This window comes from Planococcus sp. TJ-201 (assembly GCF_058268495.1).
Genome location: NZ_JBZDOG010000005.1, coordinates 104875 through 117935 on the forward strand (window position 1 = coordinate 104875; position 13061 = coordinate 117935).

Genomic DNA, 13061 nt, shown 5'->3' on the forward strand with positions numbered 1-13061 from the left:
TTGTTTAGAAAATTATTTATCTTCGTTGATCAAACGAACTGTTTCATCAAATTCCTTATCAATTTGTGCATCAGGTTTGTAAGTCACCAGACTGACGAGCCAAGTCACAAGAAGACACAGGAAGAAGCCTGGAATGATTTCGTAAACACTGCCAATAAAATTGGATGTTTCAGTTGCTCCAGGATCTTCTGCAACAGTACCGAGTGAATCCCACACGATAACTGTTACCGCTCCGACAATCATCCCGGCCAAAGCACCTTTTGAAGTAAGCTTGCGCCAGAATAGAGACAGTAAGATAATTGGCCCGAAAGCAGCACCAAATCCTGCCCACGCATAAGCAACCAGACCTAAGATCGTGTTGTTTTGTTCCCATGCCAGGTATGCGGCAATAACGGCAATCAAAGCAACAGCGATGCGCCCTAAATTTACATAGCCTTTTGGAGACGATTCTTTCTTAAAAGCAATCTTGTATAAGTCTTCAATCAAAGCAGAAGAACTGACCAATAGCTGCGACGAAATTGTACTCATAACCGCAGCCAGAACTGCTGCCAATACAAATCCAGCAATCAGCGGATGAAACAGAATCTGGCTCAAGTCCAGAAAGACTGATTCAGGATCCACTAGAGTTGCTGAAGGATTTTGCTGGAAGTAAGCAATCCCGATAAGCGCAGTTGCCGTTGCTCCGAGAAGACTGAAAATCATCCAGCCCATACCGATACGGCGGGCTATACGAACTTCTTTCAGTGTTTTAATAGCCATAAAACGGACGATGATATGCGGCTGGCCAAAGTAACCAAGTCCCCAAGCTACCGCAGAAATAACTCCGATTGTAGAGGCTCCCGAAACCAAACTCATCATATTTGGATCCACTTCGCGGATACTGGCAGCTGTTTCGCCAAATCCGCCTGTCGCAAAAATCCCTACTGCTGGAACTGCGATCAAAGCGACTACCATCATGATGCCTTGGACGAAATCCGTGTAGCTGACAGCGAGGAACCCGCCGAACAGCGTATAGGCTACAACAACAATTGATCCCAGAACTAACCCTAAATGATAGTCCATTCCGAATGAACTTTGGAAGAACAGACCCGAAGCGACCATTCCGGAAGAAACGTAAAATGTAAAAAATATTAGAATGATAATACCGGCAACAATTCTTAATAATCGGGATTTGTCTTTTAAACGATTCTCCAAGAAACTTGGAATTGTGATAGAATCACTGGTCACAAACGAATAAATTCGTAAGCGAGGCGCCACAAAGAACCAGTTTAAAAAGGCACCGATTGTTAAGCCGATCGCGATCCACACTTCAACCAATCCACCAAGATAGATCGCACCTGGCAAGCCGAGCAAGAGCCATCCGGACATATCGGAAGCCCCGGCACTAAGTGCAGCAACTGCCGGCCCGAGTCCCCTTCCCCCTAACATGTAGTCGGATAAATCGGCAGTTTTTCGATAAGCATACCAGCCAATAAAGAGCATGGCAGCCAGATAAATAGCTAAAGCAATGATTTGATATGTAGTATCTGTCATTTTATCCCCTCCTTGTTTTACAGTGTAACATTATTGACACATTTTTAAAGTCCCATTTTTGGTTTTACCGTTTGCACTAGCGGGGAAAAGAATCTCAAGGAGGAGATTATGATGCCATGGAGCAAAAATGATTACCCGGATTCGTTTAAAAACCTGGACACCGCTGTCCGCAACAAAGCCATTGAGATCGCTAACGCATTGCTCCGGGACGGTTACGAGGAAAATCGCGCCATTCCGATTGCTTTAGACCGAGCTCAAAAAAGTGTGACTGGAGATGAAGACCGACCGGTTTATGAAATCAGAAAACACGACGAAGGCTGGCAGCTAAAGAAAAAGGATAGCAAGAGAGCCATTCTGATCGAAGAAACCAAGGAAAGCCTGATGGGAGAAGCCAAGCGCTACGTCAACAAAAATCACGGAGAGCTTCACATTTATAACGAAGACAACTCGCTTTCTGATACCCTCTATGAATAAAGATAGAATAAAAAACGCCGCTGTTACTCTGTAATATTAAAACAAGTGATTGTACATGGGGACTCATCTTTTCGTATCTTGTTTATAATGTTACACACATAATAAAAATACACATCACTAAAAATTACTTTTAGTAATGTGTATTTTTATTTCGATTAACTTTACATATGTTTATTAAACGGTTAAACGTTTTACAATTGTGGCAAAAAGATATTAAAATAGAGTGAATACTCTTTTTTTACGGATTATTAATTGAGTGAGCATGAGTACTGTCCGAAATATGTTGAATGTAAGTATTAGATAGTAGTATTTAAAGATAATCACCCCTTCTACCTCCGACAGATTAAATTGTTTTAATCTACTTTTTCTTCAATGAGTCATAGTACTAATTTTTGAGATAATTACTATTTGTATAAGAAGGGGGCGCTGATATGGAGAGATTAGATAATTCCCGTTGGAAAATGAGTATGGCTGGCTTTACTGCGTTTGTGTTAGCTTCTATTTTCTTCTTAATAACGGGTCCTAATTATGCTGGAATACTTGGCTTTTTAATATCCGCAATAGTATTGTTTATTCTAAACGTTATTTACGTTATTTATACAAACAAGAAATCCGGGAAACAAAAAAAACAGTTATAGACTAACTACTGGACCTGGTTTTTTCATTATTTAAAGTTGTTCTAATCTCCATCTACTTACTTTTTAAAAGAATTTTATAAATTAATGTAATAAGGAGTTCTGTGCTCCTCGTTGCACAGATTTGTGAATAATAAGTTAAATAACGTTATTATCTGTTTACATCAAATGTGACACTCCTCCCTATTTCAGGCAATTCATTTTTCTACCGGAATTGGAACAGCAACAAAAAGAAGGCCCGTAAGTGTATCAAAACACTTCACAAGCCTTCTTTTCATTTTAATAAATATTAGTTTAGCCAAAAAAGTTCAATACAATGTTGCACATTTTATAAAGGTTTCAACTATAGCAAGTCTATTGCAACATCTCTATACTTTTAATAAAACAGCAGACAGCGGCATTTTATTTGAACCAGCCTTTTTCTTTAAAACGGGAAATAGCTTCAATCCGATTACTGACCTCGAGCTTGTCCAGAATGGTCGAAATATAATTTCGAACAGTTCCCGTTGTGATAAACAGTTCTTTAGCGATTTCTTTCGTGCTTCGCCCCTCGGCAATCAGTTCCATCACTTGGCTCTCACGTTCAGTTAATGGATTTTCGTCAGCATAAGCTAAGTCCACCAGCTCTGGCGCGTAAATACGGCGTCCATCCATAATCGTCCGAATGGATGTGGCCAAATCTTCACTTGGGCTGTCTTTCAGCAAATAGCCGCTGACTCCCGCTTTTCTTGCACGTTCAAAATAGCCTGAACGTGCAAAGGTAGTCAAAATAATGATTTTACAAGGCTGCTCCTTCAGGATTTCTGCGGCATCCAACCCACTCTTTAACGGCATTTCAATGTCCATGATGCAAATATCAGGCTGCAGCTTTTCCACAAGCTCAATGACCTCTTCGCCATTTGCCGCTTTGCCAACCACTTCCAGATCATCTTCCAGATCCAATAACGACCCTAAAGCTCCCAGCATCATGCGCTGATCTTCAGCTAATACGATTCGAATCATTTCACCGCCTCCTTTGAACTATACAAAATCACATTTGGCACACGAATATTCAAAGTTGTGCCGTCCATTTCTTTAATATCCACCGAACCGTTGACAAATTCCAAACGCTCACGCATACCAGCAAGACCGTTCCCCTTCAAGGAAGTATTTCCTTCCGGGAATCCTTTGCCGTCATCCTGTACCTGTACCAATATCTCTTCAGGATTTTGTTTGATCAACACGCTGCAGCGTGTCGCATCGCTATGTTTGACTACGTTTGTCACGGCTTCTTTCAGGCACATGCTGAGGACATTTTCCACCAACAGTGGTGTATTGGTCAGCTGCGGCGAACCGTAGAACACAAAATCGATTTCTGCAGCATTTAAAATTTGCTGGATTCGGAGCAATTCTTCATCCAGCTTGGTACCTCGCATATTGGATACTAGCTCCCGCACTTCTTTTAGCGCCGTACGGGCTGTCTGCCGGACATCATTGATTTCATTTAAAGCAGATTCTGGATCCCTGTAAATTAATTTACCCGCCAGATCACTTTTTAATCCAATCAACGACAACTTTTGGCCTAACGTATCGTGAAGGTCACGCGCAATCCGTTCACGCTCTTCGATGATCACCAATTGGGAAATCCGCTTATTGGCGTCTTCGAGCTGGCCTTCCAGTTTCTCCCGCTTATTGCGGTTATACGTATTAAAAGGCAAAAGAATTACGCCCAAAATACTGAGCACGATAAACGGCAGCTGAGAAAGATACAGTTCACTGTGTTCAAAAAAGCCAAATACCACAGCTGCAATCGTTGTCCCAATATGGATGCCATAAATAATGAAGAAGCCAACTTTATTGCGCAGGTTGCCAATAAAAAAAGCAACAAAAATTGATAGGTAAACATAGCCGAACAACAAGATCATCCCAATATTAATCGCCATTTCAAAGCTTACCCACACATACACAAAACCGGTTCGTGAGTTGAAAGAAAGCCTGTATGCAATGAAGAACAACAGCAAAAGTAAAATGCCGAAAATAATTTCAGGCATCAAAGAAGAGCGAAAAATAAAAAAGAAAGGCAAAATACAAAAGATAACCCAAGCATATAAACTTAGCCAAGGATTTTTAGGAAATATTTGATACCAGCTATGCATATGATCCTCCGCTTCCTTTCTATAGTAGTTTCATCATAGCAAATAATAGGCAAAAGAAAAAACCATTCCGCTAAGAATGGCTTTTGCTCGTTTTTACTGTTGAACCGTTTTCGAACTGCCCAACAAGTGCTTGATATCACCAAATGTAACGAATGTTTTATTTGGCGCATCATACAATTTGTAGCGCAAAGACTTAAGGCTCGATTTAATATTGATTGTTGTTGCTTGTTGAAGCGGCGGAGTAGACACATGTGCTTTCTCCAAGTTGTAGTTAGGAACACGCGGGCTCAAGTGATGCACGTGGTGGAAACCGATATTTCCTGTTACCCACTGCAATACTTTTGGAAGCTGGTAATACGAGCTTCCTTCTACCGCTGCTTTTACATAATCCCATTCGTTTTCGTCTTCGAAATACGAATCTTCAAATGTGTGCTGAACGTAGAACAACCAAATACCGAATGCTCCAGCAATAAACATTGTAGTTCCTTGAACGATCAAGAATGCCTGCCAACCGATTATCCAAATCAAAAGCGAATAGATGGCAACTAGAGAAAAGTTAATCAAGTATGTGTTATTGCGTTCTTTTTTGCGTGCATCTTTACGATTGAAACGGCTTGAAATCAAGACAAGGAATAGAGGCCCAATTCCGAACATGACCAATGGGTTGCGGTACATGCGGTATTTAAAACGTTCCCATTTTGAAGCTTCTACATATTCTTCTATTGTCATAACCCAGATATCGCCGACTCCACGCTTATCAAGATTACCACTTGAAGCGTGGTGAATTGAGTGCTCACGTTTCCACTTTTCATAAGCAAAAAGTGTCATAATGCCTGTGATGGTGCCGACAACTGCATTTGCTTTTTTGTTTTTGAAAAACGATCCGTGCGTACAGTCATGGAAAATGATGAATGTGCGGATAACGAATGCGGCAGCTACTGCTGATAGCGCAATGGTCAACCAAATTGAAACATCAAGTGCTTGGTAAGCCAAAAACCAGGCCAATATAAAAGGTGGAATCGTGTTTGCTATTTGTCTTACACTTGCTTTAACGTCTGCTTTTTCGAAAGGGGCGACAAATTTGCGTAACTGCGCTGTTTTTTCTCTGCTCATGTCTTCAACTTCCTCCTTGAACGGACTTTTTGGTCCGAATAACTTATTACCCTAATCATAAAGGGAAAGCCGACTAGCTTTAAGACACAAACGTCTATATTTCTATATGACAGTTGTCATGTATTTCAAGAAAACTGCTTCTTTAAAATTACAAGCGATATGTGTATACTAAACATAATCAGAAAAATCAGAACGGAGTGAGTCATATGACTGGTCTTGTAGCCGTCATCATGGTCTTTTCGATACCACTCGCAGGAATCATCAGCGCACACCTCCAAACGCAGGCAAAATTAAAGCATAAGATGATTGAAAGCGAACTCGAGCTCGAAAAGCTGAAACACGAAAATTTTGTCATCGAAACACAGAAAATGCGCCTCGAACTGGAACAAATGAAATTGGAAGATGCTAAAAAGAACGAGCATCTCCTGCTTAAATGACACCAGAAAAAGACCCGCCACTCAAAATGTGGCGGGTCTTTTTCTGTTCTACAGATCTTTGGGTCATAAGCCATGCCGCTTTGCCGGTCTGCCTTATGCACGTCAGAGTTACACGGGTGCTTCCGCTTTTCTTTGATGTCCAGACTCCAGCACCCAGCTCTTCGGGGTCATAAGCCAGACCGGCTGTGCGGCTGAAAATACGCCGCTTCGCCGGTCTGTCTTATGCCCGTCAGAGCTACACGGATGCTTCCGCTTTTCTAGGCGAATACACTGTTTTCGATTTGTTTCAATTGATGGAAATACGACTTTCTTTCCATTAGTTCTTCGTACGATCCGCTTTCTACGATGCGGCCGTTCTCCATGACGATAATTTGATCCATTTTTTCAAGCCCTGCCAAATCATGACTGATCGTAACAAATAGATCTTCCTTGCCTTGCTGGAATAGTTCATTGTAAATGGCTTGGCCGGTTAGGCTGTCTACCGAAGAAACCGGTTCATCAAGAAGCCATAATGATTGGCCTTTCAGGAGAGCACGTGCAATTGCGAGACGCTGCTTTTGGCCGCCAGACAAATTTTGCCCTTTTTCTTCTACGGCCATTGACAGTGGAAACAATTCAAGTTGAACTTGGGCTAAAGCTGATTCCATTTTTTCATCACTTGCTTCCGGGTCGGCAATCAGCAGATTGCTGCGTACCGTACCATAGAAAAAATGATTTTCCTGGAGCACGACATTCATTTTCTGCCAGATGGTTTCCTGTTGAAGCGTTTCGACAGGTTTTCCGCCAATTGATAATTGCCCGTGTTCAAGTGGGAAAACGTTCAGCAGCAACTGCATGAGCGTCGATTTACCTGAACCGCTGGGCCCGACAATTGCGGTTTTTGTGCCTGGCTCTAAGTGGATGGAAACATCGTCAATTGCAAGTTTCTTTTCTCCTGGATAGCTGAAAGAGGCTCCTGTCAGTTTTATATCAAGCGGCCCTTCCGGAAGCTGTTCGGTTCCTCGAGGCGTAAGCGGTTCTGCAACAATTTCTTCTAAGCGCACGGCAGCTTTTCGGCTTTCTTCAAAATATGCCGGAAATGCCGCCATTGGGGCTACATTTTCAAAAGCAGCAATGGATATCATAACGAGCATCGCCAAATACAACCCATTCAGCTCACCTGCTGCGACAAAATACGCACCGACACCCAGTACGAAAAATGATACCAACAATGCCACCAGCGAATTGATAGACTGGGCCAGGTTTTCTTCCAGTCCTTCTTTTCGCTGCCCTTCATTATATTGCCCCGCATCATTTGCCAGCTGCAGTTCTTTGGCATTAAGTTGCTGATGGATTTTCAGATCCCTAAAACCATAAAGAAATTCTGTCGCTTCAATTGCTAAACTTCCGCGCTTGGCTCTTGTTTGTCCATCTGTCCGGCGTTTTCGAATCGAAAAAAGAGCCGGAACCACGACAACCGTCAACAGCATTCCGATGAACATCACAGCTGCAATTCCCATGGAGAAGAATGAACTGAAGAAAATGGTGCTTAAAAAAACAATGCCCAGTACAACCGGCGGGTAAAAAACGCGCAACAGAAAATTCTGCAGGCTTTCTACGTCCCCAACGATTCGGGACAGTAAATCCCCACTCCGGTACTTGCCAAATATTCCAGGCGCAAGCGGAGAGAGCCGATCAAAAAAGGACACTCTTAAATGGCTAAGCATAGTGAATGTTGCTCGGTGGGAATACAAACGCTCCCCGTAGCGGCTCAATGCCGAAATAAAACCAAATAATTTTAGGCAGGCTGCCATCACAACTAGAGTTGTCATTTGAGAAGTCAGGGCAGCTTTGGAAATTAAATAACCGCTTGATCCCATCAATGCCACACTCGCTACACCTGCTATAAATCCAAAAAAGATGGCGATGGATACATCCTTTTTCTCAATCAATGTTAATTTCAAAACATGCTTTAATTCGTTCATCGCACGCCACCTCCCTGCTGTGCTGCGAGCATCTCTTGGTAGGGACTATAATATTGCAGCAGTTCATCATGGCTGCCCGCAGCTTCTAGTTTGCCGTTTTCCAAAAAGAAAATCAGATCCGCCCCTTTAATTGTGTGAAGGCGATGAGCAACCGTGATAACTGTGGATGTTTTTTGCAACTCACGGAGTGAAGCCTGCAGAATTTGTTCGGTCCGCAGATCCAAACCGGTTGTCGGTTCATCAAATAGGATGAGCGACGGTTTCTTTAAGAAAGCGCGTGCCAGCGCAATCCGCTGTTTTTCTCCACCTGATAGTCCGCGTCCCGCTTCACCAATTGGCGTTTCAAATCCGTGTTCAAGCGTTGAAATCATCTCTGCAATGCCCGCCTTTTCAGCAGCAGCCAGCACTTCTTCATTGCTGACTTGACGGTTGGCACCCATCTCCATATTTTCCCGAATGGTTCCAGCAAACAGATAAGGATTTTGAGAGATATAGCTTAACTGGTCAAACCAGGACTTTTCACTGACGGTTTCACGTGGAACTCCGTTGATCATCAAGCTGCCCTCACCTTGCGGCAACAAGCCAGCCAGTAAGTGCATCAATGTCGTTTTTCCGGAGCCGCTTTTGCCAACAATCGCCACTTGGCTGTAAGGTCCGATTTCTACACTTAGTGGAGCAAGCGCAAACCCTTCTCCATATTGAAAAGACAAGCCTTCCAGAGACAAATGAGGCGGCTCAGGCGCAATGGTTTCAGTTCCCCAAGTTAACGGCGAGTGATTTTTTTCAAGCTCTGTCCCCAACTGCTTAGCTGCTGATACACTGCCGCGTGCCGTATGGAAAGCACTTCCGAAATCCTTCAGTAAATTAAAGAAATCCGGTACTAAAATCAAAATGAAAAATGCAGTGAAAAAGCTGATGCTGTCAAAAACGACAAGGCGCAGACCAATTTCCAATGCGACAATCCCGATGCTCAGCATGGAAATGTACTCCAGCATCAATGATGATAAAAATGCTGATTTTAATACTTCCATCGTTGAATCGCGAAAGCTTAAACTGCTTTTCCGAATAGCTTTTTGCTGCTTTTCAGCCTGTCCAAATAATTTGAGCGTGGACAAGCCTTGCAAAACATCCAGAAAAGTACCGGAGAATTGGTTGAGCTGCTCCATTTTTTCATCGGCTTTTTTCTTTGTTCCTTTTCCGACCATGGCCATGAAAATTGGAATAAACGGCGCCGTGATTAAAATGATGACACCGGTCGTCCAGTTCTGAGTGAAGATAACACCCAATAACAAGAGTGGAATAATATAAGTTTGGATCATTTGTGGAATGTATTTACTGAAAAAGCCATCTACTTCATCCACCGCATCCATTAACAGACTAACTTTTTGGCCAGACTGTCCTTGAGCTGCAGACAGCAATGGATTTTCAGCAAAAGACTTGATTAAGTTGGTTCGAAATTCATGTTTCACATCAGCAGCCAGATTGACCCCTGCTCTGCCGATGGCGTATCCAGCTCCTACACGCAGCAGAATTGCTGCGAACAATCCACCAAACAGTGGCAACAAGCTTTCGAATGCTGCATTCTGAAGAAAAACACGATCTGCAATAAACACAAAAAATAAGGCTTGTCCGATTGTAGCGATTCCTTTTAAAAGCGATGCCGCTGCCAGAAAGGCCATCATGTTTTTCCGTTGGAATGCCAGCTGTTTTAAGTCGTTCATGCCATTCTCTCCTTCGCTTTACCTCCTCTTATTATAAAGCATGCGATGTCCAAACCCCCGTCAAGTGCCCACGCCAACGGCATTAATCCGAAGCTTTGTTACAGTATTGTTCACAAATACTTAAGTTGTCTCGACATAAAAAACCTTGCGGAAATTTGGACCGCAAGGTTGGATTATTACTGTTCAATTGTCTCTTCATAAGAATTTATTGAAAAAATGGCCGTTCTTAACCAAACCATGTCTTCTTGTATTTTCAGTTTCAAGGATTCATCAACACATCTTCGGTATTCATCCATTAGCTTAAACAGTTCATATTCGAAAATGGCGAACTCTTCTTCTGTGATCACTGCAACCACCCTCTTATGGTAAGCCGTTATATACACTAAGCTTTATTACCCATCACCATAAGTCTATTATACCAAAAAACTCATATTTTACTATTATAAAAAAGTCTATTCCTCATAAAAATAACAATAAAATAGAATATGACGTTAATCCGACACAAAAAGAGAGCAAACTGCTTTCCCTTTCTTCTGGCAGTTCTTCTTTCAAGACGTTTAAAATAACACCGCCTGCCAAGAAAGCGGTAAGCACCGAAATAATCCACTCGTGGACATCTGCAAAAGCTCCAATTGCCCATCCCACAAGAATTGCTGCAGCCAACAGCCATCTGCCGTATTGATCGTACTCTTCTTGATGAGTGGCACGCAATCCCTTGTCATTGGTTATAAAATGAACCCCCATTGCTATAAAGAACAAGAACATTCCCCAAGCATCTCCATATTCTTCCCTGACGAGGAGATAGCTGATGACACTATTGTACAAAGCGAACGAAATAATATGAACCCAGAAAACACCTGACGCCGCTTTCGGCTGACCTGAATGTTTGTTCTTTCTCTTGGAAGTTTTGACTGAATGCTCTAAAGCATAAAAAATTACCAGCCCGGCCATTGCAATCAAGTATATATGATTTTCCAGAAATTGCAGGCTGCTGTTTTCGAGCTCTCCTTGGAGCTCTTCTTGGAAAACGCTCAGTTCCGGCAATAAATGCAAAAATACATAAGCAACTGATATGCCACCGGCGATCGAAAGAAATCGACTGCGCGGCAACACCTTCAACAACTTTAAACGTTTTGAGAAAAGATGAATCAATACAAATCCAATGGCAAAAATAAAACTAAGACCAAGCATCCGTTTTCTCCTTTCGGTTGGTGTGGATCGTTCAGAATCGGATACTCTCTTGTGTAAGATTTCTCGCTTTACTAGTTGTCTCCCCTCAGCAGCAATGGTGTAAACAACACGGATGATTTGTGCCTCTTTCTTGTATAAAACTTCAAAAATAAAAAAGCGTCCTGAAAGACGCTTTTACTCCATACCCTTCTCTCCCTTAGACTTCTGCTTGCCGACTATGCTCAACGGATAGTTCACGCAGCTTAAACTTCTGGATTTTTCCGGAAGCCGTCATCGGATATTCTTTGGTGAATTCAATGTAACGCGGTATTTTGTGGCGTGAAATTTTACCCTTGCAATAAACTCTCAACTCTTCTGCATCCAGCTCTTGCCCTTCTTTCAGGATTACCCACGCCATCAATTCTTCTCCATACTTCGGATCCGGTACACCAACCACTTGAACATCTTGAACGGAAGGATGCTGGTAAAGAAATTCTTCGATTTCGCGCGGATAAATGTTTTCTCCTCCGCGGATCACCATATCTTTGATGCGTCCGGTGATGGCAATATAGCCGTCTTCGTCTTCAACCGCAATGTCGCCGGTATGAAGCCACCCTTCAGAATCGATGGCGGCTTTGGTGGCTTCTTCATTTTTATAATAGCCTTTCATAACATGATAGCCTCTTGTACAAAGCTCTCCGGGGATGCCTGTCTCAACTCTTTCACCTGTCACTGGATCGATAATTTTCACTTCCACTCCAGTATGCGGCTTGCCGACAGTGGATACCCGCTTTTCAATATCGTCATCTGCCCGCGTCTGCGTGATGACTGGCGACGATTCGGTTTGCCCGTAAGCGATGGTGATTTCCGAAGCGCCCATATCATGGATGACTTTCTTCATGACTTCAATCGGACAAGGCGATCCTGCCATAATGCCCGTGCGAAGCGTGGATGTATCAAATGACGCAAATTCCGGATGGTTCAATTCGGCAATGAACATCGTCGGTACGCCGTGAAGCCCCGTGCATTTTTCGTCCTGTACCATCTGCAGGACGCGTTTTGGATCAAACTGCTCCGCAATGACCATCGTTGTGGAATGCGTCACCGCTGCCATTGTTCCAAGAACGCAGCCAAAACAATGGAAAAAGGGCACCGGAATGCATAGCCGGTCTTTTTCCGTCAAGTTCATGGTGTCCCCTATCAGCTTGCCATTGTTGACGACATTGAGATGTGTCAGCATCACGCCTTTGGGAAACCCGGTCGTGCCGGACGTATATTGAATGTTAATGACATCGTCAGGATCCATCGAACGGAAGCGCTCCTCAAACTGCGCGTCGCTGACTCCATCAGCAAAAGCCTCGAACTCATTCCACGAGTAAATTCCTGGATAACTGTTGCTGCTCATGACAATAACCCGCTTCAGATGAGGTAGCTTCTTGCTGCTGATTTCTCCTTTATCGGCTGTTGCGAGTTTAGGACAAACCGTGTTGAGAATGTCTATATAGCTGGTCCCTTTAAACTCTTCTCCCAATATTAAAGTTGTCGCGTCCGACTGCTCCAATAAATATTCCAGTTCGCTGGACTGGTAGCTGGTATTGACTGTCACCAGCACACCGCCCATTTTGCCGGTGGCGAATTGACTTAAAAGCCACTCGCGCTTGTTGTCTGACCAAATGGCCACATGTTCCCCTTTTTCAATGCCGATGCCGATAAACGCTTTTGCCAGACGATCGGTTTCTTCGTCAAATTCCTTATAGGATTTTCGGATGCCGTGCTCTGGGTAGACATAAGCTTCCGTTTCCGGATGTTGCGCGGCCTGTTCTTTTACTACTTGCCCAACTGTCTTCTGTAAACTAACCATTTTCCATCCCCCTATTTG

12 protein-coding genes are annotated in these 13061 nt (G+C 43.1%); 3 read left to right on the plus strand and 9 right to left on the minus strand.

All coding sequences use genetic code 11. The features are described 5' to 3' along the window. Positions 1-12: 12 nt before the first annotated feature. Complete coding sequence (gene putP, locus AC4EG4_RS13165) at positions 13-1533, minus strand: sodium/proline symporter PutP (protein ID WP_490979660.1); 1521 nt, start codon at positions 1531-1533, stop codon at positions 13-15. A 111-nt stretch (positions 1534-1644) separates the two neighbouring features. On the opposite strand from putP, the gene AC4EG4_RS13170 reads away from it, so the two are divergent. Then, positions 1645-2007 (plus strand): DUF2188 domain-containing protein, encoded by a 363-nt coding sequence (locus AC4EG4_RS13170; RefSeq protein WP_490988083.1) that lies wholly within the window; start codon positions 1645-1647, stop codon positions 2005-2007. Positions 2008-2438: 431 nt separating this feature from the next. Beyond that, on the plus strand, positions 2439-2645 hold the full coding sequence (locus AC4EG4_RS13175; protein WP_490979658.1) for a hypothetical protein: 207 nt from the start codon (positions 2439-2441) through the stop codon (positions 2643-2645). Positions 2646-3044: 399 nt separating this feature from the next. On the opposite strand, the gene AC4EG4_RS13180 is transcribed toward AC4EG4_RS13175, so the two are convergent. From AC4EG4_RS13180 to desA, 3 genes are all read right to left on the minus strand, one after another. Then, on the minus strand, positions 3045-3644 hold the full coding sequence (locus AC4EG4_RS13180; protein WP_490979657.1) for a response regulator: 600 nt from the start codon (positions 3642-3644) through the stop codon (positions 3045-3047). Further along, positions 3641-4777, minus strand: a complete 1137-nt coding sequence (locus tag AC4EG4_RS13185; protein ID WP_490979656.1) for a sensor histidine kinase — start codon at positions 4775-4777, stop codon at positions 3641-3643. Before AC4EG4_RS13185 ends, AC4EG4_RS13180 begins: the two co-directional genes overlap by 4 nt. A gap of 93 nt (positions 4778-4870) precedes the next feature. After that, positions 4871-5890: a Delta(5) desaturase DesA gene (desA, locus tag AC4EG4_RS13190; RefSeq protein ID WP_490979655.1), complete on the minus strand. Its 1020-nt coding sequence runs from the start codon at positions 5888-5890 to the stop codon at positions 4871-4873. A gap of 206 nt (positions 5891-6096) precedes the next feature. Here desA and AC4EG4_RS13195 point away from each other — a divergent pair, with 206 nt between their 5' ends. Further along, on the plus strand, positions 6097-6327 hold the full coding sequence (locus AC4EG4_RS13195) for a hypothetical protein (protein ID WP_490979654.1): 231 nt from the start codon (positions 6097-6099) through the stop codon (positions 6325-6327). Between the two features lie 257 nt (positions 6328-6584). Here the strand turns inward: AC4EG4_RS13195 and cydC are convergent, their stop codons facing one another. From cydC to AC4EG4_RS13220, 5 genes are all read right to left on the minus strand, one after another. Further along, entirely contained in the window at positions 6585-8291 is a 1707-nt protein-coding gene (cydC, locus tag AC4EG4_RS13200) for a thiol reductant ABC exporter subunit CydC (protein WP_490988084.1), read from the minus strand. Beyond that, positions 8288-10012, minus strand: coding sequence for a thiol reductant ABC exporter subunit CydD (cydD, locus tag AC4EG4_RS13205; protein WP_490979652.1), 1725 nt, complete (start codon positions 10010-10012; stop codon positions 8288-8290). The genes cydC and cydD overlap by 4 nt, the downstream gene beginning before the upstream one ends. Before the next feature lie 176 nt (positions 10013-10188). After that, a complete protein-coding gene (locus AC4EG4_RS13210; protein ID WP_490979651.1) occupies positions 10189-10359 on the minus strand; it encodes a hypothetical protein in 171 nt (56 codons plus the stop codon). A gap of 112 nt (positions 10360-10471) precedes the next feature. Then, complete coding sequence (locus AC4EG4_RS13215) at positions 10472-11203, minus strand: hypothetical protein (protein ID WP_490988085.1); 732 nt, start codon at positions 11201-11203, stop codon at positions 10472-10474. 196 nt (positions 11204-11399) lie between these two features. Next, entirely contained in the window at positions 11400-13043 is a 1644-nt protein-coding gene (locus AC4EG4_RS13220) for an AMP-binding protein (RefSeq protein ID WP_490988086.1), read from the minus strand. Positions 13044-13061: the final 18 nt, after the last annotated feature.

Bases quoted from the DNA above. Each gene is read 5' to 3' on its own strand.
- putP (WP_490979660.1), bottom strand. From the start codon at position 1,533: ATGACAGATACTACATATCAAATCATTGCTTTAGCTATTTATCTGGCT.
- AC4EG4_RS13170 (WP_490988083.1), top strand. From the start codon at position 1,645: ATGCCATGGAGCAAAAATGATTACCCGGATTCGTTTAAAAACCTGGAC.
- AC4EG4_RS13175 (WP_490979658.1), top strand. From the start codon at position 2,439: ATGGAGAGATTAGATAATTCCCGTTGGAAAATGAGTATGGCTGGCTTT.
- AC4EG4_RS13180 (WP_490979657.1), bottom strand. From the start codon at position 3,644: ATGATTCGAATCGTATTAGCTGAAGATCAGCGCATGATGCTGGGAGCT.
- AC4EG4_RS13185 (WP_490979656.1), bottom strand. From the start codon at position 4,777: ATGCATAGCTGGTATCAAATATTTCCTAAAAATCCTTGGCTAAGTTTA.
- desA (WP_490979655.1), bottom strand. From the start codon at position 5,890: ATGAGCAGAGAAAAAACAGCGCAGTTACGCAAATTTGTCGCCCCTTTC.
- AC4EG4_RS13195 (WP_490979654.1), top strand. From the start codon at position 6,097: ATGACTGGTCTTGTAGCCGTCATCATGGTCTTTTCGATACCACTCGCA.
- cydC (WP_490988084.1), bottom strand. From the start codon at position 8,291: ATGAACGAATTAAAGCATGTTTTGAAATTAACATTGATTGAGAAAAAG.
- cydD (WP_490979652.1), bottom strand. From the start codon at position 10,012: ATGAACGACTTAAAACAGCTGGCATTCCAACGGAAAAACATGATGGCC.
- AC4EG4_RS13215 (WP_490988085.1), bottom strand. From the start codon at position 11,203: ATGCTTGGTCTTAGTTTTATTTTTGCCATTGGATTTGTATTGATTCAT.
- AC4EG4_RS13220 (WP_490988086.1), bottom strand. From the start codon at position 13,043: ATGGTTAGTTTACAGAAGACAGTTGGGCAAGTAGTAAAAGAACAGGCC.